Source organism: Acinetobacter sp. ANC 3832 (genome assembly GCF_002135415.1).
Classification (GTDB): Bacteria; Pseudomonadota; Gammaproteobacteria; order Pseudomonadales; family Moraxellaceae; genus Acinetobacter.
On sequence record NZ_NEGJ01000001.1, the window covers coordinates 450,092 to 473,695 of the forward strand.

Consider the following 23,604-nt stretch of genomic DNA (forward strand, 5'->3'; position numbering starts at 1 on the left):
GAGCCATCGTTAAAATGACAGCCCAATCCGTAATTTTACCTTTACCATCAGACCATGCACGTTTTATTGTTCTGAATTTAAAAGATCTCTCCATTGATGAATTCAAAAAGCGTTTAGATGCTTTATTGAGTACACGTGATCGTTTAATCACACAACACCCTGAAGCTGAAATTAAAACATCTATCGCATTTGGTCCTGAGCTTTGGGCGAAGTTATATGACAAAGCCCCTGAAGGCTTTAAACAGCTTGAACCAATCCAAGGTTCTTTTCATATGCCTGTTGTTCCTGCGGATGTACTGATCCATCTCGCATCTGCACGTACAGATATTTGTTTTGCTTTAAGCCAATCTTTCTTTGATGGCATTTGTGACAAAGTTGAATTGTTGGATGAACGTGTTTGCTTCCGTTATTTAGATGGTCGTGATTTAACAGGTTTTATTGATGGTACTGAAAACCCGCAATTCCCAGATGATCGTGACGAAGTTGCATTACTTGGTGAAGAAGCAGGTATTTTTGCTGATGGTTCTTTTGTTTTTGCACAGCGTTATGTTCATAACTTGGAAAACTGGAAGCGTTTAAAAGTTGATGCTCAGGAGCATGTGATTGGTCGTACTAAATTAGAAAGTATTGAACTGGATGATGATGTCAAACCTGAAAATGCACATATTTCCCGAGCTGTCATTGAAGATGATAAGGGTGAAGAATTAGAAATTTTACGCCACTCTTTACCTTATGGTGATGGCAAAGGCGACCAAGGTTTATTTTTTATTGCTTATACTCAAGATTTAAGCCGTATTGATAAAATGTTAGTACGAATGTTTGGTACCAGTGGTGATGGTATTCATGACCGCTTACTGCACTTTGTTACGGCTGTTGATGGTGCGTATTTCTTTGTACCGAATGAAGAGGTCTTGGAAGAAATTTTGGAAGGGTGATAAAAAATCATTACTAAGTAGTTTTTTAAAGCTACTTAGTAATCAAACATCATCAATACACACTTATTATAAATATAAATAATATTGAATAACTAGACTTCTAATTTACATAAAAGTCCAAAATTTTATAGCTTTTCTTTTATCGTTTTTCCATTTTTCACATAAATTAAATTATAGTTTTTATCTATAATAAATTTTGTTTTCCCCGATAAGTTTTTTTCTGTGACAACTCCAAACTTATCAACAATATTTATATTTAGAAATGTTTCGCCTTCATCTGAAAAAGGTGAAATAACTATCAACTTTCCATCACTACTTTCAGGCAAAACAACTCCACGCCCATACTGAGAATTTATAAAACTATAAGCATGAGTAAGTTTATTAGAAGAAATTAAGTTTACTGATTGGCAACTATCCTTGGAGTTACTTTCTAAACATTTCAAATGATCTTGGGAATTATAAGGTAAATACGTTATCTCTAAATCATCACTATTTTTATCTTTTTGCTTAACCTTATTATCAAGATACTTTATTCGCTCCTTATATCCATCACTATAACATTGCTCTTTTATTAACCCTATACCTTCTCCAGAAGAAAAGCTAATTGTACCTTCACACTTGTTTTTTAGATCTTTCATCCATTTATTATAATCTTGTTGATTTTTATTATTTTTTAAATTTAATTTTGACTGTAAATTAATATTATTATGTTTTATACAATCAGCTTGATGCAATACATTATTACTATAACAGGTTTTTTTATCCTTTTCTGCACAAGCATAAGAGCTCGCACTTAACAAAATAATGATTAATACCTTTTGATAAATATTTTTAAACATATTAAACTCCTTTGAAATCTTTAGGTAAAATTACTGCAAAAGGTTTTGGCATTTTACCTTTTAACTCACTGACAGTTCCGTGAGCGTGGATAGCTTTACCAGTACCTAAAATCATTCCTTTTTTTACAGCTTCATCATGAAATGCATCAACCCATTGTTTTCTATTCTTTGAATCAGAATAATACTTGTTTGCATAGTTTAAATTTTGCCCAATGATAGATTTTTTTCCCTCCGCTCTTTCAATCAAATATTGATTAACAAAACTTCTAATTCTGGCACTAACAGCTGAAGTTGGCATATTTTGAACAGAACCATAAGGTTTTAAATTCGCTGGGCCGGTCATCTTAGAAAACTGGCGATGTGCATTTGCTACACTACTCACACTATTCCCCCACACACCTGACTTAACGCGGTTCATGATAGTATCAACCACACCTGCTGCTTGTTGTTGAAAATATGTTTCCGTTTTAAATTTAATAACTTCAGTTTCTGTAACTTTCATTATATTAAGTATATCATCAGCAGTTAAAATCAATTGATCAGTTAAACTATTTTCGACTTTTGGTACATTAACCAATCCACTACACGATAATATATTTAAATTATTTGAATTTTGAATAATTGCTATCAACATATTTCCATTTAGATCTTGTGTATTTTTCTTAAAAAATTTATCGTTAAAATATTTATTTTCGAAATAAGTAATATCATAATGCACCCAAGTTTTAGCTCCAGCTTTACCATTACTAAATTTTTTTGGTTCTAAATAAATTTTATTCTTAGTTCTTACTTCAGATGCTCCCATTTTAACACTCAATACTGATTGACGAATAAATTCCATATCGGATAGTTCTCTAGTTCTAACTCCATTTTTATTAATATGTAAATCTACAGCCAACCCCATATGATTAACTGTTGTTCTTTTCTCTTTACTCTCGTTATATCCTTTATTATTTTCTATACATCTATAACCAGATGCTATATATCCCACCTCTAATTTTTTAGCTTTAAATTCATTTTTTAAATAAAAGTTTAAGGCTTTAAGAATCCATATTAACGATCTATGTATTCCAGGATATTCATTTGCAGAATTTAGTCCTGATACAACCCCTCTTCTATTATTACCATAACCTGCACACTGACCACATGGACATGAGGCTTTCGCCATAAACCCACTTACTGGATAGTCATAATAAAATTTATCAAGTGCCACCAAAAAATTCCCACAAATCTTTCCTGTTGGTTCTACACCCATATAATCTTGTTGAAACTGCCTAATACATTTAGCGGTTAGTTCAGTAAACTCATCACTAGGCAATGCTCCACCAAAACCTGCTAAACGAATGTTTATCTCCCGAATTAATTCACTATTACCTTTATCAATGCATTGCGGATTTGTTTTACATAAATTTGGTGCATTAGACTTTGGCGTTCCACCATCTTGACTACGATCATCAACTGTTAATATTTTTGTTATTGACCCCACAGCACTATTAAATGTTTTTTTACCTTCTTCATATAAATCATTAGCTTGCTCCAATGCGTTATTACCTAAATCCCCAAGAGTACCTAAAATTCCTATATCCGCTTTAGTTTGTTGAGTCGTTTTAGATGGGCTCTTTGAAGTTGGAGTTTGGGGTACTTTAGGTTTTGGAGCACTTGGTATCTTTGGTTTAGGTTTATCCTGATGAGAATTGCTTCCTTCTGCTGGGATATTCACTGGCAATTTTATTACTTGACCAATACTGATCTTGTTCGGATCATCAATTTTATTTAGAAGCTCTAAGGCTCTAAATGTTGTATGATTTTGAGATGCTATTGAAGTTAAGGTTTCACCTTTTTTTACAATATGCGTTTTACGTTTATATTGCCCACTATTACCTTGATTTGTCAAAGTTTTTAAATCTAAAAGGACTTTAGGGCTTGTGATTTTAACCAACATTCGGTCTCTAGACATCGAAAAACTTTGTACTTTAACCATCAATCCGCCAAACATACTTTTTATATAAACATCTAGAATAGTCCCTTTATCTCGGCTAATCTCAACAATACAACCAGATGAATTTGTAGCACCTGCTGCAATCACTTGACCAGTCCTTTGATTTTTAACTTCATATTGAGCTTTTGAAATAGGGCTTCCAAATATATCAATGACCTGAATTGTAGCTAATGATTTTTTACTATTTGTCATGTTCTAACCCTTGTATTCTTCATTATTATTATTATCATTATCTAAACTTGGATTTTCTTGATTAGAATCATCAAGAAAATCCTCCTCATCAAAGCCTTCTATGGATAATCCCCACTCATCATCTGAACCTACTAAAACTTGTACTTTTGACGGATCTGCTGTACTAATTTTTCCTGTACGACCATGTTCATCTATTTGCCCTGAAACAAATGAATTTGAATCAGGCATAAATGCTTTATAACTTAATTGACTAAAGTCACTTTCCCAAAATAAATCATAAATATCTAACTTATTACTATACATCACATTATTTGGAAGCTGAGGCACCTCATAAGACACCTTCGCCCCACTCACAAAACTATGCTGCCCCGCTTTACTCTCAAACTTACCACCCGTAGTAGAAAATACACCACTTGCATTAATTTTCAGTTGAGAACCACCTGCCGTCAGCACAATTTCTTTTGGACTGGTAATCTCAATTTTATCTTCCGTTGAAATTAACTTAATAACTTTCTTGGCAATCGCTTCAATAGCATCATCTTGGGCTTGAATTTTTATTTGACCTTTCGCAGCATAAGCACTTAAACCTTTTTGTGCGGCAAACAAACTAATTTTATCTTGTGCATGTGCAACTAAGTTTTTCTGCGCACTAAAGTTAATAGATCCTTGAGCACTTTCAGCAATATCTTGCGAAGCTTGTAAAATAATATCTTCCGGCGTGGTTAAAGCAATACCATTCGGTGAAGCCAATAACATCAAGGCTTGTCTAAATAATTTGCCTTGTTCCTGTTTTTTATCATCACTGCTATTTTCTAAACCTTGGGTATAACCTTCCATAAAACCTTGCAATGAACTTAACGCTTTATTTGGAGTAATTTCAAGTTTGCTTCCCTTACTAAATGTTCCGCAAGTACTCATAAGATCAAAATCTTTAATATCAACATTTGCTAAAACTTTACCGACACTTTGAATCGATTCAAAAGGATTCGATTGAATATTGTCCTTTAAACTCGCCAATTTCCCTTTAATGACATCTGTTCCATGCTCCTGAACATTCTCAATAAAATCTTTTAAATTCTGTATGGAGTCTTTGGCGTCTGCAAAAAAGGCATTAAATTCATCCACAACACCTTTCGCATTTCCTCCAAACGAACCGACATCGCTAATAAAGCCACCACAATCTTTTAATGCATTTAAAGGGTCATTACTAATTCCCTCTTTAAATAAACTGACTGTTGAAAGCACGGCCTGAGCTGAATTTTTTATTTCTAAAGATTGAATAAACTTAGGTAAACGACTAATCACATTTAATGCATCTGTTTGTTGCTTCACTGCAATTTCACTTAACATTTTCATGCTTTCATGGCCTTGACTCAATAAAGACTGAGCTTGTGCTGCCTCTAAGTGATCTGCGATTGCATTTTCTTGTGCATAAGTCGTAATCAACATTCCTTTTCCAGCACGCATAGCACCATAAGCATCTGTTCTGAGCTCAAATCCCTCACCGCGTCCATTACTGGTTTCTTTGTCTTTTGGATGACTTAAATTACCCAAATTGAGTTGCGTTGCGGCATGACTACTTTGTAATTGAGTACTAATTTGTCCTGTCGTATCATCAAAACGAAGTTGGTTAAATCCAGCACCAGCCACTTCTTGTGAACGTATACCACTGAGTTTTTTGGTATCAGGCAGCTGTCCTTTAATATCAAACATGGTTTGATGACGTTCAGCTTCATGTATACGCCCCGTTACAAATGGACGATCAACATTACCATCAAAGAAATCAATCACAACAATTTCACCAATACGGGGATGAAATCTTGTTCCATAACCCTCACCTGCCCATGAGGTCAGGACATCTATCCACGCAGAATCGGTGTCGTTATCATTACTTCCAGCGCCACTGTCATGTGTATTATCATCTGCACGCGTAAATAAGAACCGAACTTTAATCCGCCCCCACTGATCCACGTAAATAGTTTCACCTTGTGGTCCAACCACTTTGGCACGTTGCGGATAAGCTGAAGGACGATGACTCAATACATTAAATTCAGGAACAATCGGAATATTACGACGAACTAAAGACAGCTCATTGGCTTGACGTTCATCTTTTTGAACAAAGTTCCAACGGCTTAAATTGACTAAGGATGTCACTTGATTTTGAATATCTTTCGGTAAATTATTTTGGTTATAGAACTGCTTACCTAGAATTAAAAATTCACGATCAGAACCACTATGTTGATCAATTTCAGGATGGTCTGCTAATTCAAACCAATAACCTACTTGAGCATCTCGGACACTACTTACAGCGCTAAAATACTTAGATTGTAAATCTTGATATTGTGATAACTGTGAATTCAGTTTTTCTAATTGTGTACTACTCGATGCAGTGGTTTGATCTTCACCTTTTAAATCACTGGTCCAAGCAGGGCTAATCGTCCAAGCTTGTTCTAAGCTTAAGGTTTCATTGTCTTGTTGTTCACTATGTGCATGATGACTTAAATGAATTTCACCTTGATCTTGCGCCAAGCTATCTGCTTGCCAGCGTTGCACTTGAATAGAGGTCGATTGAAGATGGCGTTGTGCTATAAAACTAGTAATGCTATCAAACCGTTCTGTTGCACTACTGCGATGAAAGCGAATTGTTCTCCGACTCAATGCCTCATATTGGCTATTGTCATCAATTAAGCGAAGCTTTTGTACTTGGATTTGTGTTGCCGACACAGGAACGATTCTTGCAGATTCATCAACTAACCAATTGATACCTTCGCTACGCCATAAGCGTGTTAAAAATTCATAATCTGTTTCATTGGCTTGCATCACAAAAGGACGAATATCGTAATCTTGTTTTAAACCATTGGCATCTAAGCTGAGGCTCACTGCGAATAATGGACTTTTTGTCTGCCATTCTTTAAATAAAATTTCACTAATTTCACGAACACTTTTATTCATAAACACACGACTATTACGACGTTTGTGCCACAGTGCCGTACCATCTTCGATTGTGAGTTTATATAGCGTTAGTGCACCATCACTTTGTCCTTGGCTCGCCCCTGTAATAATACCAGTCGTTCGATATAGCTCGCCAAAATCAGTGACTTGATCTACTGCAACTTGACCGCCTATAAATTGCTTTAATGCAATATGGGCATTGGTCGAAAGGCATAGAATTTCTGCTTTCAGTCCTTGATTAATAAAATGTTGCCCTTGAATACACTGAATAAAAACCTGTGTATTTAAAGCACTATTTGAGAACTGAATATGCAAGGCACGCTTTTGTAAACTCAACCCCAAACTTTCAATCAAAACATTAATATTTTTCAACATGGCTTATTGTTTTTAAACTATTTTAAGCAATTCTAAACGAGCTTTTCGATAAGTCTAGAGTTCAAATTGTTATCATTTATTATCAAAATAAAAAAAAGGAACCAATTATTTGATTCCTTTAGATTTAGTTAAATTGAATAAAATTAGAACGGAACACGTTTATAGTGACGATATTCTGGTTTCCAGAAGTTTTCTTCTAAGCGTTGCTGTAACAATTCATCAGAAATTGCAGGTGCTACACCATCTTCAATGGCTGCTTTGGCCACTTTAAAAGCAATAATTTTAGATACTTGCTGCAATTCATTTAAATCAGGCAATAAATCAGCATCAATATTTTGCAGTTTTGGAGAACAATCCGCCAATGCATTACTCGATGCAATTAACATATTGTCCGTTACTCGAGTTGCTTGTACGGCAATTACTCCCAAACCAATCCCTGGAAAAATATACGAATTATTACACTGTGAAATATTATAAGTTTTACCCTGATAATTCACAGGTGCAAATGGACTACCAGTCGCAATTAAAGCCTTGCCATTGGTCCAATGAATAATATCTGCTGGTACAGCTTCAACACGTGACGTTGGATTTGACAGAGGGAGAACAATTGGATGTTCACAATTTTCAGCCAAAGTTCGAATCACTTCTTCTGTAAATAATCCCGGCTGACCTGATACACCAATCAATACAGTTGGCTTGGCATTTTTCACAACATCGAGTAATGAAATAATTTCATCTGCATTACCCCAATGGGTAATCGCTTCAGGCTTTTGCGCTAGTTTACGTTGGAAATCTAAGAGGTTTGGCTGATTTTCAGTAATTAAACCAAAACGATCGACCATATATACACGTTCACGAGCTTGAGCATCGGTTAAACCCTCAACCACCATTTGCGCCACAATTTGTTCTGCAATACCACAGCCTGCTGAACCTGCTCCCAAGAATGCAACTTTCTGATCTTTCAGTTGTTTACCCGCAGCACGACTGGCTGCAATTAAACTTCCCACAGATACTGCCGCTGTTCCTTGAATATCATCATTAAAACAACAAATTTGATCACGATATTTTTCCAATAAAGGCATTGCATTCTTTTGGGCAAAGTCTTCAAATTGGATCAAGGCAGTCGGCCAACGATGCTTCACCGCAGTAATCACTTCATCAACAAATTCGTAATATTCATCACCACTGATTCGTGGCTGATTCCACCCCATATAAATAGGGTCATTCAATAATTGCTGATTATTGGTACCGACATCAATGGTGATTGGTAGTGTATAGGCAGGGCTAATACCACCACATGCGGTATATAACGATAATTTACCAATCGGAATCCCCATACCGCCAATACCTTGGTCACCTAAACCTAAGATACGCTCACCATCTGTAATCACGATGACTTTCACATTCTTCTTATTCACATTATGCAGAATGTCATTGATATGATTACGGTCAGGATATGAGATAAAAATCCCACGATGACGGCGGTAAATATCAGAAAAACGCTGACATGCCTCACCCACGGTTGGGGTATAGATAATTGGCATCATTTCACTTAAATGATTTTCAATTAAGTGATAAAACAACGTTTCATTGGTGTCTTGTATATTTCGTAAATAAATATGCTTGTTGATTGCGTCATTAAAAGCGCAGTACTGTTGGTATGAACGTTGACTCTGCTCTTCAATGCTTTCAATCACATGTGGAATTAAACCATGAAGGTTAAAGCGAGTACGCTCTTCTTCACTAAATGCCGAACCTTTATTTAACAGTGGAAGTTCTAATAAGGTATTACCTGCATAAGGAATATATAAAGGGTGCTTTTTCAAATGTTCAGTTGTCATTTCCATTCTCATTTTATGCGGACAATGCTGTAATGACCTAAGTCTTTCGCCACAAATACTACTTTCGTCTTATATTAGCTTAAGCCTATTTTTAGCGAAATGGGTATTTAGATACGTGATAATGATATGCTGAGTATTTTACAGAATGATAAATTACTGTATTTTTCATACAAAACGTCACAATAAAGCGTTTTTTAAAGTGAGGTTGCATTTTCAGCGCAATTCATGAAAGATATATCAGGACTTGGTTCTAATCATCACTTTTTTTACAATAAGAATATGACAATGAAAACTCAATTAAAAATAATCTTCATCTGCACCGCAATCCTCTTAAGTGGTTGCCAAACCGTTTCCAAAACAACCTCAAAAATGAAAGATATGGTCGGTTTAGGTGAAAAGAAAGTACCTGAAATTGATCAGAAAGGTGTAGTCGATGTCAGTAAAACCACTTTAGAAAAAATTGAGCAAATGACGCTGAATATGCCGACAGGTCAATGGGTCTATATCGAAAATGATTTACAAGGTATTTATAATTTACAAAACAAAGCTAAAACGGGTGAAATGCTGTTTTTTCGTTTGAACTGTAAAATTCCGTCACAAAAGCAAAGCTTTACTATTCAAAATAAAGATGGACAAGATATCTTAAAAGCCCATGATCCACAAGCAGGCTCAATTCAGTTTTTATTAGACAATAAAAACTTTGCCAACCCTTTTGATGCTGTGAATGCAAAAAAACTTGAACCGTTTAAAACTGCTTTAAAAACGGCAAAAGTGATTAAAATATTTAATGCATCAAAACTCTATACCTTCCAAAATGGTCATGCAGAGTTATTAGAAAAACCTGTGAGCTGTAAAGAATAGTTCTATTCAGAATAGGTTTCTTGGATAGCGCCTTTATTTATAGTGATTCAAGAAACCTATTCTGATGATATTTCTATAAATAATACGGTTAAAGATGAGCATCATGCTTTAAACAACAAACCACTTAGAAGGTGATTTCCTGTCTTTAAATATTGATTTTAAGACTTATTTTGAAGCTTCACTCTTTCATTCTTAGAAAAAAACTGCCTTTTATCACGAATAGCCTTTATTCGATACAAATGCGTTCACCTAAAGACTGTGAAATTTGCTATATTTGCTGTTTTTCTGCGACATTTATTTCTCGATAGATTATGAATACGGCCATACAAGCAGCTCTCGATCATGCAGTTCAATCCCTTCAATCTCAAGGGATTCTCCCATCTGACTGGAAAAACACCAGTACTTTGACGCGTACTAAAGACCGAAGTCACGGTGATTTTGCGTCAAACATTGCCATGATTGGTTCTAAAGCTGCGAGCATGAAACCTCGTGATCTTGCAGAAAAAATCTTAGCAAATTTACCTGAAGTTGCAGATATCACCAAAGCTGAAATCGCAGGTCCAGGCTTTATCAATTTCTTTTTGAATGCAGGACAACGTTTTGCAATTCTTGATCAAATTCAAGCGCAAAAAGATGAGTTTGGTAAAACCCAAGCCAATGCTGCTAAAAAAATCCAAGTTGAATTCGTTTCTGCGAACCCGACCTCTAGCCTACACGTAGGTCATGGTCGTGGTGCAGCGTATGGTATGACGGTTGCGAATTTACTTGAAGCAACCGGTGCTAAAGTTGATCGTGAATATTATGTGAATGATGCAGGTCGTCAAATGGACATCCTTGCAACATCAACCTATTTACGTTACCTCGAACTCACAGGTCAAAGCTTAGTCTTCCCAAAGAATGCTTATCAAGGCGACTACGTTAAAGAAATTGCACAAAGCATTATTGATAAACATGGTGATGCTTATGTACACCCTGTTGCTGATGTCTATAAAGATGTGCCTGAAGATGTTCAATACGCTGAAGAACTTGATGCTGAAGGCAACAAGGTTGTACTTTCAGGCGATAAAGAAAAACACATTGATGGTTTAATTTATAACTCACAAGCTTTAACTGGTACAGGTTACCGTGTTTTCCATCAAGCTGCTTTACATGCCATTTTAGATGACATTAAAGATGACTTGGGTGAATTCGGGGTAACTTTTGACAAATGGTTCAGCGAAGCTGCTTTAACTGAAAAAATTGATGAAGCACTACAGACGCTTGATCAACGTGGTTTCTTATACGAAAAAGATGGCAACATCTGGTTTAAATCGACTGACTTTGGCGATGAAAAAGACCGTGTTGTGAAACGTCGTAATGGTCAAACCACTTATTTTGCATCAGATATTGCGTATCACTTGAATAAACTGCAACGTGGTTATACTGATATTATTGATATTTGGGGTTCAGATCACCATGGTTATATTGCACGTGTAAAAGCTGCCATTGATGCAATGGGGTATGACTCTAAAAAATTGACCGTGCTTTTGGTTCAATTCGTCAGCTTATGGCGTAGCGGTGTGATGGTGCAAATGTCATCTCGTTCAGGTCAATTTGTGACTTTACGTGACCTACGCAAAGAAGTCGGCAATGATGCCGCACGTTTCTATTATGTAATGCGTAAATCTGAACAACACATTGATTTTGACTTAGATCTTGCTGTATCGCAAAGTAAAGACAATGCGGTGTATTACATTCAGTATGCGTATGCACGTGTGAACCGTATGGTTGATTTGAAAGCACCTGAAAAAAATATTCCATTTAGTCGTGAGCAATTAGCCAATTACGATGCATCTTTACTCACACTTGAAGCTGAAACTGAAATTCTTGCAAAATTAGCAGCGTATCCTGAAATTGTGATTCGTGCTGCCAATAGTTATGAACCGCATCAAATCGGTAACTACTTGAAAGAATTGGCTGCACTCTTCCACGGTTGGTACAACTTAGATGATGCAAAAGTTTTGGATGATCAAAATGTTGCACTATCTCAAGCACGTTTATTATTATCAATAAACGTACAACAAGTGATTAAAAATGGTTTAACATTGCTTGGTGTTTCAGCACCTTATGAAATGTAACAATAAACAATAAGAGAGGAATTCCACGTGTTTGGAAAAACGCAGCGCGGTGTGTCTGAACGACCGAATAAGCCAAAGCAACCATTGATTCCTAAATGGTTAGGTATGCTTGTGGTTATTTTAATCGTGTTAAGTTTTGCAGTAGCGCTCATGCTCTGGAAACCGTGGGCTCCTGTCCAACCGAAAAATGAAGTTACTTCTGAGCATTATCAAGAAGATACTAACAAAGATTATCGGTTTTACGATCTATTACCACAGCAACAAGTTACACCTATTCCTGAACAGGCGATTCCTGAATCACAAACTCAAAGTCAGCCTGTGATTGTAGAAGCTCCTGCTCAAACAGAGCAAGTGGATACTGGTGTAGATGGCTCTGAGCAAGCAGCAGTCCCTGCTCAACCTGAGTATATCTTACAAGTGCGTAGTTACCCTGACCCTGACAGCGCTGATGCACGTCGAGCAGAAATTATTTTAAATGGTTTATCTGCTGATGTGATGAAAAGCACGGAAGGTAATCAAACTTGGTACCGTGTCATTTCAGGTCCATATGAATCTCAAAATGCGGCAGTGATTGCACAGCAAACTTTACAACATAGTGGCATCGATTCGATTGTGGTGAAGCGTTAAGTACTAAGTACAAATTTCAAAAAAGGAACGAATTATTCGTTCCTTTTTTTGTTTTAGATCGTAGAGAAATTTAAATTACCATCCCCAACAGGTGCCTGCTTGTGGCTTACCACACTCTGTATATTTCATTGCATACCACAGACTACCACCTGTTCGTGGTGTCTTATCTTTCTTCACCTCATCACGGTTTAAATCAGTAAAATTCGAGATAGAGGCTGATGTTACAGGGTCTTTAGGCATGTTTTTCTGTAAAAGCAAAGCACCTAGATTCGCAGCCGTCGATGTTCCATAAATAATATCTGTCGGCTTGGTTGTACCCATTAAGACTGAATAATTTGCGATCGCTGCTTGATAGCCTGTTGCACTGCCTGAAACAGTCAAATCCACATTCAATGTACTGCTTGCTAAAACATCTGCTGCACCATAGGTTGTCACATCCGTATGGAAATAACTTAAAGGCTTAACCACACCATTTGCAATTTGCTTATTAAACCAATCTTCCCATAAAAATTCGGTAAAATCTAGCGCACCTGTGACTTGGCTATAGCCAATATCTCGGGTGAAATACACCAAAGAACGGTATGGATCATTTTGCATACCCGTTGGATTCGATACAGAAATTAAACCTAAATTTTTAGGCAATTGTTGATAAGTAATCGGTTGGTTTTTACCATCTTTCAGCCAAGCCTGACCATTTTTAACCAAGGTTGCCCAAAAAGCATCAGCGGTTTTAAGATCACTATAATTTCCAACAACTTTTACCCAAACTTTCAGCTGACCACCGCCATCTGCAATTTCTTTTAATTGCGTCATTGAATGATGACCATCTGTAATATAGGGCTTGCCGTCGTAACCAATGGCTACACTTTTGAGATCGGCTATTTCAGTTCCTGCTTTTTCCAAGCAACTAAATGTGCTCAAATCTTTTAATGTGGCTTTTTGCAATTCTTGAATAGATGCAAAGTCAGCATGACCTTTTGCACCAATGGTTGAACAATAATCATCAAACTTTTTACCAATGGTTTTGTTTAAATACACCAATTGATTGACGGGATCTGCTTGCCAAGTTGGGCGATTGACATCCCCTTGCCAACGACCCAATTTATAATAAATTTGGTCATAACCAACTGCACCTTGCGTTGGAATCATGTCATCAATCGACACTTGAATCACATCACCCACTTTGGCTGTTAAAAAACGCTGATCACGGGTATCTACTGGCGGTTGTGGGGTAACAACAGGCGGATTAGGCTGTACAGTGCTTGAACTATCATCTTTATTATCATTACACGCACTCAGACCAACGAGGCAACTCAATGCGAGGGCTAGACTTGTCATATTATGGCTTATTGTTTTCATACGAGAGATAGACTTAAATTAAAATAGCCTATTCTCACTGCACAATATGAATATTCCGTGTCATTTTTATGTCGGTTTAATGTCAATTTCAAAATATAAGCTTTTAATATAAAAACTTTTTATTTATCGATTTTAGGTACTTTCTGCTGTAAAAATATTTGTATTCGTGTACTGACTTGATCTGCATAGACTTTGGCTAAATCATGCTGACCATTTTCAATGATATGCAATTCAGCTTGAGTAATTTTAGACTGTAGATATTCTCCAATGGTGATAGGACTGATGGGATCATCACCTCCCCAAATGAGCAATACAGGGCATTGAATTCTATGCAGTTGATCATCTAAACATTGCTGATGACCTATAAACCAATCAGGTACAGCAAATGTTTGTTGATATTCTTTGCGCCAATCTGCAACATCAAAAGCACTTAAATCAATGCCTCCTGATGTTGCGACCAAAACCAAAGCCTGAATTAACTCAGGTTTTTGCAATGCCGCCTGAACTGCAAAAATCCCACCCATCGACTGCGCAATCACAATCGACGGCTGATCAATTTGATTGATGACCCAATCCTGCAAATCTGCAAAATGATGCACTTGTGGATGTGCTGGATAGCCACCAAAACAGGGATAGGCAATCACTGATTTTTGATATTCATCTGGCAACTGTTGCATCACAGGTTGCCAAAATTCAGTACTCCCCGATGCGCCAGGTAAGAAAATTAAATTCATATGATTGAACTAAAATTAACTTTCACTTTTAGCTTTCGCACGTGAGAATGCAGGACGTTGCTGAATGCGCTGAGCATAAGCAGCCAGTTGAGGTTTATTGCCTTTGGTTCGCTCTTGCATCGCAATCACAGGGAAGCTCATCTGAATATCCGCAAAAGAAAAATCACCAGCAGCAAATTCATGTTTTGAAAAATAATCTTCTAAATATGCGGTATGTTCTTTTAAACGTGGATTAATAAAGCCCCCCCTAACCCCTTCAGAAATTTTCTTAGCAACAGGTCGAATAATAAAAGGCACATGTTTGGGCATATTGGTCATCACCAAAGTCATGACCAAATAAGGCATCAATGAGCCTTCTGCATAATGTATCCAATAATTATATTGCATTAAATCTTTTGGGTTCTGTGGCTTAAACTTATTTTCAGTGTCATAAGTCGCTTGCAAATATTCCAGAATCACAGCCGATTCTGCAATAGTCAAATCACCATCTGTCAGCACAGGTGATTTTCCTAAAGGATGTACCGCTTTCAATTCAGGTGGTGCAGCCATGGTTGGCAGGCGCTTATAATATTTAATCTGATACTCCACACCCAATTCTTCCAAAGCCCAAATAATGCGTAATGAGCGTGATTGTTCAAGATGATGCAGTGTAATCATTATTTTCGCCTCGAAGAGTTTTATCGAATATAACCGATAGGCATGCAAAAATGACACCTTGTTTTGTACAAAATGCCGTCTATTTTTAGATATGAATTAGATGATTTGAGTATGAATCTCAACACTTCTTAATAAAGTTTTGGTCACAGGTGTTTTCTGACAAATATCCAATACCTTTTGATGTAACTCATCAGACAAAGGATTGATAAAAGATAAGCGACGATCAATCCATTCCTGCCCTTCTTTATTGGCATTAAAATCAGCTTCAACAGTAAATTCACCTAATTCAATGTCTTTGTGTTTTGCATACATCCGTAAAGTGATCATGGTGCAAGAAATTAAACCTGAACAAATTAAATCATACGGTGCTAAACCTTTGTCCTGCCCACCAAAAGATTCAGGTTTGTCTGTTATCAATTGATGCTTTCCACTGGAAATATCACCCGACCACGGTTCAGCTAAGGTTTTTACTTTTGCATTTGCGATAATTGCCATTTTATTTCCTAAATGAATTTATTATTTATAAATCAGCACTATATGAGCTTTTTAAATAAAGCCTTATAAATACAAGCTAGATCTCTTCCAACTTAAGATTTTGAACTGAATTTATCATCATGATTGGTAGGATAGATGTCGTCCGTTGTGCTGAGAAAATAGAAATATTCTCTCAGCACAACACAGGATTTTGTCACTATTTCGAAGCCCGCATACTGTCAGGCAACACAGGTGCTTCCAAGCGAGGGCCTTCATAATCAGGAATATTGCCAAAACGCTGATCCTGATTCACCCACTGATCACGAGCGATCTTCAACTCTTCCTGCGTACGTCCAACAAAATTCCACCACAATAAAATTGGCGACTCAAATGGTTCACCGCCTAAAAGCAATAAACGACTACCTGCATGCAATTGCACTTCAATTTCGGTTAAGCCCGGTTCAAGCACGACTAAATTATTATCATCCAATTCATGACCATGAATCGTTGCAGTTCCTTCCAACGCCAAAAACCCATATTCATATTTTGGATTAAGCTGAATGCGAGTGGTCGTTGATTCTTTCGCAGTTAAATCTACACCTAAAAGTTCTGAATGCACTTTCACAGGTGATTTAGTTTGTAAAAACTCACCGACTAAAACTGTAAATTCAATGTTGTCCTGCTCAACCACAGGTAACTCAGGATAATGATCAAACTGCGGTGGCATATTGATTTTATTATCAGGCAAAGCAATCCAAAGTTGTGCCGCATGCATATGCGTTTCAGTGTCTGGTGCAACTTCAGTATGAGAAATACCATGACCTGCGGTCATTAAGTTGACCTGCTTCGGACGGATCAATTGTTTAGAACCGATACTGTCAGTATGCATCATCGTGCCTTCAATCATCCACGTAAAAGTTTGTAAACCAATATGTGGATGAGGTCCAACATCTAAACCATCACCTTGTGGAAAGACCACAGGCCCTGCATGATCTAAAAAGCACCATGCACCAATCATACGTTTTTGACGACTGGGCAAAGCACGTTTAATCACTGTACCTTTACCGATTTCCGCAGAGCGGATTTGAAAGTCTTGAATATATTGATTGACGTATTTTTCACAATCATCTGAATTTGAAATTTCTGTGTAATTTGTATTGGTCATTTTCTTATCCTAAATTCATTCAGAGCCAAATGATGCTTTGCGATTGGCTGATCATCAAGTTTGTTCTTAAGTTTAGCGATTCTATTCACTTGAACCTATGATTAACTTAATACGCTGAATGCTATAAATAGGACAATTGGAGTTTTGTTTTTGTTGTAAATATTCTTATATTCGGCTGCTTGTATAAAAGCTTTTCCACTCTCTTTATTCAATAAAAAGCTTTGGGATGCTTTGACGTTTATTCAATCACTTAAATAGGTCGATATTTCTAGCAATCACCGTAGATGTATAGCGTGCTGATCTACGATGAATTTAAAGAGAAAAAATCTTATTTAGGCGCATTCGGATGTGGAATATCCACAATTAAACCTGTAATACGGCGCACCAATGGTAAGAAAATCAGTACCGTTGGATAAGCGATTGCCCACGAAAACATCCATATTGATAACCATTTTGAAAAAATACCATCAACAAAACCTAAGTTCATCAGCATATTAATCAATGAAATTGTGCCACTCATGAGTCCAGATAAAAATAAGGGCATAATCCAACCTGCATATTGAGCAGGTAATTTTGGAATAGAGCCGAAAATCATTGGTCTTTTTTGCTGCATGTTTAATCTCGCGTATTGTTTAAATTACTCTTGAAATATGAGTTTGAAGAATGAGACTTTTTGCATAAACTTTTCGTCCATAGGCAAAATTTCGATTCAATCATTCTTCCTTTTTTATTTGCTGTTTCATATTTTTCATAAATTCCAAAAACTGCGGTTTAAAGTCTTTAAATAAAGGATGGTTTTTATTTTCAAGCATCACTTCACCAAAAAGTTTTAAACCTACCGCAAAAGATTTTGTGGTTTCTTCATCAAATAATTCAGCCTTTTGTAGACGGTCCAGAACAATAAAAAGATCATCATGGTTGCCAGTATTAAACTCTATTTTTTCTGTATAGCTTGAAGGATTTCCTTGAGCATCAGCAAGGTGTTGTACAGTGACATGATATTGATGTTGTTTCATTTTTCTTTCCTCATTCTTTCGCTTTCTTGCATAGCCCTTTTTTCTTTCTGCTTACTGAGAAAAATAAAGAATACATGAATCCGCATACAAGATATCGATTTAAAATTTTGATTACAGACGACCAATTTCAACTGCTGCCAAATCAATCTTCTCTGCAATTTGGCGAACTTTGTCTTGTTCAATATCCGTGATATTCAGCTTTAAACGCAAAGCCGTTTTTAAATTTTCCATCGCACGATGAATATCCAATAAATGGTCACTGTTTTGAATTTCACGTTTCAGTTTGAGTTTTTCCCACAGTTTTTCGAGCAGGGCTTGTTGTTCTTCTAAATGCTGTCGCCCTGCTTGGGTAATGTGATATTGCTTACGATCACCTTCAGTATTTTCCACGGTCACAAAGCTCATCTCTTCCAGATAAGTCAGTGTTGGATAAATCGTTCCTGCACTTGGGCTATAACCACCACCGACAAGATCACTAATTTCTTTAATGATTTCATAGCCATGTTTTGGTGCTTGTTGTATTAAATGGAGCACCAAAAGTTTCATTCGACCTGCTTCAAATAGGCGTCCACGGCGCCCACCATGATGTCCTTCTCCACGAAATTCGCCTGAATGTTCAAATGCTACGCGAGGGTGATGATTTCTACGTTCTCTCATCTTTTATCACTCATATTGCTTAAATTAGAACAATAAGATATATCTTAATATGTCTTATGTAAAGTTAAGATATAGCATCAACCACCAATATACTGATAAATATTAAGTTATATTTTTATTAAAAATTATTAAGATATAAAAAAAGGATGCTGATATGCCCTATATTTTTTATCATTGCTCTACTAGAGCATTATGATATTCAAGATATTTTCTATGCTGATTATTAAATTTAAAATCTATTTTTTTAGGGATTTTAAAAAACTCAATATCAATAGAATTCAATTCTCTAGAAAGAATAATCTTTCCATGAAAATCTATAGAAATTAAATTTTTATCAAAAAGTTTATCGAAATTTGGTGTGAGTAAAAGCCCGTTATAAGGATCAATCTTTTCATCATCTGTACTTTTAGACCAAGGTTTAATATGAGAAGCGATTAACAAATTATTTTTTGAGTAGCCTGTTATTATACAATGATCATGAATTAAAAATAATTTTCTTCTAAATCTATGTTGTTGCAATCGAACATTAATCATTCGCTCAGCTTCAACATTAAAATTATTTTTCAAATCAAAAATTTCATCTATATTCGATTGCTTTTCTTTTAGAAAATTTCCGTAATGCTTCAATGCAGCAGAATACATATTATTCCCTACAGAATTTCTCTCTTTATAAATATCTAAATCTTCGATATCTCTTTTTAATACTTCATAATCAATATAATTTTGAGGTAGTTCATAGCTTGGTAACCATTCTTTAATTCGATTTCGAATAACTAAATCATATTTCTGTGCAGTTGCTTCGGATAAATTTTTATTTTCAATTAACCACTGAGAAAAACTCATTCTATATCCTGTTTTACATTTCTTTGAATATACAATGAAAAAGGACGCCTAAGCGTCCTTTTATTCAAATAACTTGTTCACTGGAAATGCTTAGCCTTACCCTAATTGAGGCAATAAGCGTTGCTTCTTGAAGTCTCGCACTGGCGCAGGCAGAACCTTTGCCGTAAAACTGGCATGAAGCGTTGCTTCATGAAATCCCAGTTTTACTCCCATTCAATCGTTGCAGGTGGTTTAGACGATACGTCATAAACAACACGAGATACATCTTTAATTTCATTCATGATGCGCGTTGAAATTTTATCAACCAAATCATAAGGAAGATGTGCAAAACGCGCTGTCATAAAGTCAACCGTTTCAACCGCACGAAGTGCAATCACCCATGCATAACGACGACCATCACCCACAACACCAACAGATTTCACTGGTTGGAACACAGCAAATGCTTGTGCAGTTTTGTCATACCAACCGCTTGCACGAAGTTCTTGCATAAAGATGTCATCAGCAAGACGCAGAATATCTGCATATTCTTTTTTCACTTCACCCAAAATACGCACGCCCAAACCTGGACCTGGGAATGGATGACGATAAAGCATTTCGTGAGGTAAACCTAAAGTTGTGCCTAAACGACGCACTTCATCTTTAAACAAATCACGAATTGGCTCAACCAATTCAAATGCTAAATCTTCTGGTAAACCACCCACGTTATGGTGTGATTTAATTACATGTGCTTTACCATTTTTTGTTGCTGCAGATTCAATCACGTCAGGGTAAATTGTTCCTTGTGCAAGGAAGTTTACGCCATCAAGCTTACGTGCTTCTTCAGCAAATACACCAATGAATTCACGACCGATGATTTTACGTTTTTTCTCAGGATCAACTTCACCTTTAAGCGCAGTTAAGAAACGCTCTTCAGCATCGGCACGAATCACTCGGATACCCATGTTTTTTGCAAACATGTCCATCACTTGCTCGCCTTCGTTCAAACGAAGTAAGCCATTATCTACAAATACACATGTCAATTGATCGCCAATTGCACGGTGTAAAAGTGCAGCCACAACAGATGAATCTACGCCACCTGAAAGACCCAATAAAACTTTTTGATCACCAATTTGTTTACGCAATTGTTCAACACGTAAATCAATGATGTTTTCAGAATTCCAAAGGTTACGACATCCACAAATGCTGTGAACAAAGTTAGACAATAACTCTGCACCTTTTGCAGTATGTGTCACTTCAGGATGGAACTGTACACCGTAAAAACGACGTTTTTCATCGCTTACTGCGGCAAATGGGCAGCTTGGCGTGCTTGCAGTTACTGAAAAACCTTCAGGAATTGCACTTACTTTATCGCCATGGCTCATCCAAACTTTGAGTTTGTTATCGCCATCATCTAAATCACCCAACAGCTGATCACGAACTAAAACATCAACAGCAGCATAACCAAATTCATGTACTGTACCTGGCTCTACTTTACCGCCCAGTTGTTCAGACATTGTTTGCAAGCCATAGCAAATACCCAATACTGGAACACCTAAGTTGAACACAACTTCAGGCGCACGCGGACTACCTTCTTCATGTACACTTTCAGGGCCACCCGACAGGATAATACCGTTCGGATTAAATGCACGAATGTCTTCTTCAGACATGTCATAGGCATACATTTCAGAATAAACACCAGCTTCACGTACACGACGTGCAATAAGCTGGCTATATTGAGAGCCGAAATCCAAAATCAGGATACGATCTTCAGTAATTTGGGTATTGGTAGTCATGGGTAAACAACTATGCAGGCAAACGAATATTAGCGCCATATTCTATCATTTTTATCAACAAGACGCACACCCCTGCATCAGTACAAAGAATATAAACTCAATCTATTGAAAAACATAAGAAAAGACTTACTTTCAGATTCTTTAAAATCCAACATTCATTTTTTACATCAAAAAGCCAGATCACGTATCTGGCTTTAGATTGGCTAAGCTATTATTTTATAAATTATTTTTCAATAGCATGATCAATACTGAGTTTGCCAGCACCATACAACATTAAAATAAATAAACCACCTGTCATACTCAAATTTTTCATAAAACTAATTGCTGAAGCTTGATCTGCACCCTCATGAAAAATAACGGCAGTGATAATACTAAAAATACCTAAGCCGAAAGCCGCTAAACGTGCTTGAAAACCGAATAAAATAGCTAGACCGCCACCAAATTCAACCAAAATAGTGAGTGGTAATAAAGCCGCCGGTACCCCCATAGTTTCCATATATTGTGCAGTTGCTGCATAGCCTGTGATTTTGCCCCACCCTGCAACAATGAATATGTATGCAATAAGCGCACGAGCAATGAGTGCAACAATTGCATTCACTTGCGGTTGATTAACGATATTTTTAACAACGACATTTGGATTAAACATTTTCTTGACCTTTTTTAATCTGTTTTTAAATGATGAAGCTATATTATTCTGATCAATTTATAGGTTAAACAGCATCAATAGCACTTATTGTTCTAAAAATAAAACGATAACTTATTCAAAGCTTGTGTGAATTTATATCATTTTCATACTGACATTATTCAACTAGACTGCTAGGATTTCCGTACATTTTTGTATAGTTTTTGCCTTATGGATTTGATTGATTTTATTCTGCACGTAGATGAGCACCTTCTTGAATTTATAACAAATTACGGCATTTGGATTTATGGAATTTTATTCCTCATTATTTTTATAGAAACAGGTTTAGTGGTCATGCCATTCCTACCTGGTGATAGCTTATTATTTGCTGCGGGTGCTTTGGCTGCTTCAACGGGTGCAATGGATCCGTGGGTACTGGGTATTTTATTATTTATTGCTGCTGTGCTTGGCGATACTTTGAATTACCACATTGGTAAATATATTGGACCACGTGTTTTTGAAATTGAATCTCGCTTTATTAATAAACATCATTTAATTAAAACCAATCAATTTTTTGAAAAACATGGCGGTAAAACCATTATTTTTGCCCGTTTTATCCCTTTTGCACGTACTTTTGCACCCTTCGTTGCAGGTGCAAGTAATATGAACTACAAATTTTTCCTAACCTATAATGCGATTGGTGGATTCTGTTGGGTTGGTTCATTTATTGCTTTGGGTTATTTATTTGGAAATATGCCTATTATTAAAGATAATTTTACCCATTTGATTTTTGGTATTATTATTCTGAGTGTACTTCCAGGAATTATTGGTTATATCCGCCATAAGTTCTTTGCAAAGAAAACAGAGACTACAACGACTGAAATAAAATAATTTAATTTTAGAAAAAACGAACGATTACAGGCAACATACAAAGCATTAACAACATCGCCGATCCTTTATATAGTTGATCGGCGGTGCATAACTTCACTTTACCCACTACTAAATTTTGTCCCCAATAAATCCAAAATAATGTACATGGAATAAGGGTTAGACAAAATACACCTAAAACCCACGCATAATTTTCAAATGAATCCCACGTTTCAATTGGAAAAATTCCTGTCGCAAACAAAATGACTTTGGGATTCTTTAAGGTTGATAAAAACACTTGTTGTGGCTTTAAAGCTTGATAATTTTGACGCTGTTTATCCGCAGGTGAACTTTTCCATAGAAGGAAAGCCAGCCAAAGTACATACATCGCACTGGCAAAATGTAAAAGATGAATCAAAATTGGCCAAGTCGGCATGCTTAAATGGAGCAATAAAGCCCATAAACTAATGCCGTAAACATAACCTAATAATTCAGCAGGAATTAAACGTATGGTTTTGAACACGCCTTGATGATGTGAAGCGTTAGCCAATAATGCATTGGTTGGACCCGGAATTAAGAGCACTGCAATCATTGCAAAAATAAAAAGCCAACTTTCAATCATAGAGTGTCCTGTATCTTAAATGAGGCGCACACCTTAATTGAAAATGCTTAAAAATAACAAGTTTAAATTATGAATAAA

At 36.4% G+C, this 23,604-nt stretch carries 21 protein-coding genes; 5 read left to right on the forward strand and 16 right to left on the reverse strand.

From position 1 onward, the window contains the following. Positions 1-14: 14 nt before the first annotated feature. Positions 15-935 carry a Dyp-type peroxidase gene (locus B9T35_RS02170; RefSeq protein WP_086189479.1) on the forward strand — a complete coding sequence of 307 codons (921 nt, stop codon included), beginning with the start codon at positions 15-17 and terminating at the stop codon, positions 933-935. A 125-nt stretch (positions 936-1,060) separates the two neighbouring features. Here the strand turns inward: B9T35_RS02170 and B9T35_RS02175 are convergent, their stop codons facing one another. The 4 genes from B9T35_RS02175 to B9T35_RS02190 all read right to left on the reverse strand — a co-directional run bounded on the left by B9T35_RS02175 (position 1,061) and on the right by B9T35_RS02190 (position 9,133). Beyond that, complete coding sequence (locus B9T35_RS02175) at positions 1,061-1,774, reverse strand: hypothetical protein (protein WP_086189480.1); 714 nt, start codon at positions 1,772-1,774, stop codon at positions 1,061-1,063. A gap of 1 nt (position 1,775) precedes the next feature. Further along, a complete protein-coding gene (locus B9T35_RS02180) occupies positions 1,776-3,965 on the reverse strand; it encodes a LysM peptidoglycan-binding domain-containing protein (RefSeq protein WP_086189481.1) in 2,190 nt (729 codons plus the stop codon). 3 nt (positions 3,966-3,968) lie between these two features. Further along, positions 3,969-7,292 carry a type VI secretion system Vgr family protein gene (locus B9T35_RS02185; RefSeq protein WP_086189482.1) on the reverse strand — a complete coding sequence of 1,108 codons (3,324 nt, stop codon included), beginning with the start codon at positions 7,290-7,292 and terminating at the stop codon, positions 3,969-3,971. Positions 7,293-7,435: 143 nt separating this feature from the next. Beyond that, the gene (locus B9T35_RS02190; protein WP_086189483.1) at positions 7,436-9,133 is read right to left on the reverse strand and encodes an NAD-dependent malic enzyme; all 1,698 of its coding nucleotides are present in this window, start codon (positions 9,131-9,133) and stop codon (positions 7,436-7,438) included. Between the two features lie 285 nt (positions 9,134-9,418). On the opposite strand from B9T35_RS02190, the gene B9T35_RS02195 reads away from it, so the two are divergent. The 3 genes from B9T35_RS02195 (at position 9,419) to B9T35_RS02205 (ending at position 12,738) form a co-directional block, all read left to right on the forward strand. After that, positions 9,419-9,994, forward strand: a complete 576-nt coding sequence (locus tag B9T35_RS02195) for a hypothetical protein (RefSeq protein ID WP_086189484.1) — start codon at positions 9,419-9,421, stop codon at positions 9,992-9,994. Between the two features lie 311 nt (positions 9,995-10,305). Continuing rightward, a complete protein-coding gene (gene argS / locus B9T35_RS02200; protein WP_086189485.1) occupies positions 10,306-12,111 on the forward strand; it encodes an arginine--tRNA ligase in 1,806 nt (601 codons plus the stop codon). A gap of 27 nt (positions 12,112-12,138) precedes the next feature. Then, positions 12,139-12,738, forward strand: coding sequence for an SPOR domain-containing protein (locus B9T35_RS02205; RefSeq protein ID WP_086189486.1), 600 nt, complete (start codon positions 12,139-12,141; stop codon positions 12,736-12,738). Between the two features lie 75 nt (positions 12,739-12,813). Here B9T35_RS02205 and B9T35_RS02210 read toward each other — a convergent pair whose 3' ends face one another. The 11 genes from B9T35_RS02210 to B9T35_RS02260 form a co-directional block, all read right to left on the reverse strand. Next, complete coding sequence (locus B9T35_RS02210) at positions 12,814-14,076, reverse strand: ParB/Srx family N-terminal domain-containing protein (RefSeq protein WP_416202413.1); 1,263 nt, start codon at positions 14,074-14,076, stop codon at positions 12,814-12,816. A gap of 140 nt (positions 14,077-14,216) precedes the next feature. Next, entirely contained in the window at positions 14,217-14,831 is a 615-nt protein-coding gene (locus B9T35_RS02215) for an alpha/beta fold hydrolase (protein WP_086189488.1), read from the reverse strand. Positions 14,832-14,846: 15 nt separating this feature from the next. Next, complete coding sequence (locus B9T35_RS02220; RefSeq protein WP_086189489.1) at positions 14,847-15,488, reverse strand: glutathione S-transferase family protein; 642 nt, start codon at positions 15,486-15,488, stop codon at positions 14,847-14,849. A gap of 96 nt (positions 15,489-15,584) precedes the next feature. Continuing rightward, a complete protein-coding gene (locus B9T35_RS02225; RefSeq protein WP_086189490.1) occupies positions 15,585-15,983 on the reverse strand; it encodes an OsmC family protein in 399 nt (132 codons plus the stop codon). 196 nt (positions 15,984-16,179) lie between these two features. Next, positions 16,180-17,127 (reverse strand): pirin family protein, encoded by a 948-nt coding sequence (locus B9T35_RS02230; RefSeq protein WP_086189491.1) that lies wholly within the window; start codon positions 17,125-17,127, stop codon positions 16,180-16,182. 328 nt (positions 17,128-17,455) lie between these two features. Beyond that, positions 17,456-17,740 (reverse strand): DUF2798 domain-containing protein, encoded by a 285-nt coding sequence (locus B9T35_RS02235; RefSeq protein WP_086189492.1) that lies wholly within the window; start codon positions 17,738-17,740, stop codon positions 17,456-17,458. Positions 17,741-17,840: 100 nt separating this feature from the next. Next, positions 17,841-18,143 carry a DUF3861 domain-containing protein gene (locus tag B9T35_RS02240; protein ID WP_086189493.1) on the reverse strand — a complete coding sequence of 101 codons (303 nt, stop codon included), beginning with the start codon at positions 18,141-18,143 and terminating at the stop codon, positions 17,841-17,843. A gap of 111 nt (positions 18,144-18,254) precedes the next feature. Further along, the gene (locus B9T35_RS02245) at positions 18,255-18,800 is read right to left on the reverse strand and encodes a PadR family transcriptional regulator (RefSeq protein ID WP_086189494.1); all 546 of its coding nucleotides are present in this window, start codon (positions 18,798-18,800) and stop codon (positions 18,255-18,257) included. A 171-nt stretch (positions 18,801-18,971) separates the two neighbouring features. Further along, a complete protein-coding gene (locus tag B9T35_RS02250; protein ID WP_086189495.1) occupies positions 18,972-19,643 on the reverse strand; it encodes an HNH endonuclease in 672 nt (223 codons plus the stop codon). A gap of 203 nt (positions 19,644-19,846) precedes the next feature. Beyond that, positions 19,847-21,415, reverse strand: coding sequence for a glutamine-hydrolyzing GMP synthase (gene guaA, locus B9T35_RS02255; RefSeq protein WP_086189496.1), 1,569 nt, complete (start codon positions 21,413-21,415; stop codon positions 19,847-19,849). A gap of 223 nt (positions 21,416-21,638) precedes the next feature. Beyond that, positions 21,639-22,061 carry a DoxX family protein gene (locus tag B9T35_RS02260; RefSeq protein ID WP_086189497.1) on the reverse strand — a complete coding sequence of 141 codons (423 nt, stop codon included), beginning with the start codon at positions 22,059-22,061 and terminating at the stop codon, positions 21,639-21,641. Positions 22,062-22,268: 207 nt separating this feature from the next. Here B9T35_RS02260 and B9T35_RS02265 point away from each other — a divergent pair, with 207 nt between their 5' ends. Next, positions 22,269-22,928, forward strand: coding sequence for a DedA family protein (locus tag B9T35_RS02265; RefSeq protein ID WP_086189498.1), 660 nt, complete (start codon positions 22,269-22,271; stop codon positions 22,926-22,928). 7 nt (positions 22,929-22,935) lie between these two features. Here B9T35_RS02265 and B9T35_RS02270 read toward each other — a convergent pair whose 3' ends face one another. Continuing rightward, positions 22,936-23,526 carry a LysE family translocator gene (locus tag B9T35_RS02270; RefSeq protein ID WP_086189499.1) on the reverse strand — a complete coding sequence of 197 codons (591 nt, stop codon included), beginning with the start codon at positions 23,524-23,526 and terminating at the stop codon, positions 22,936-22,938. Between the last annotated feature and the right edge of the window lie 78 nt (positions 23,527-23,604).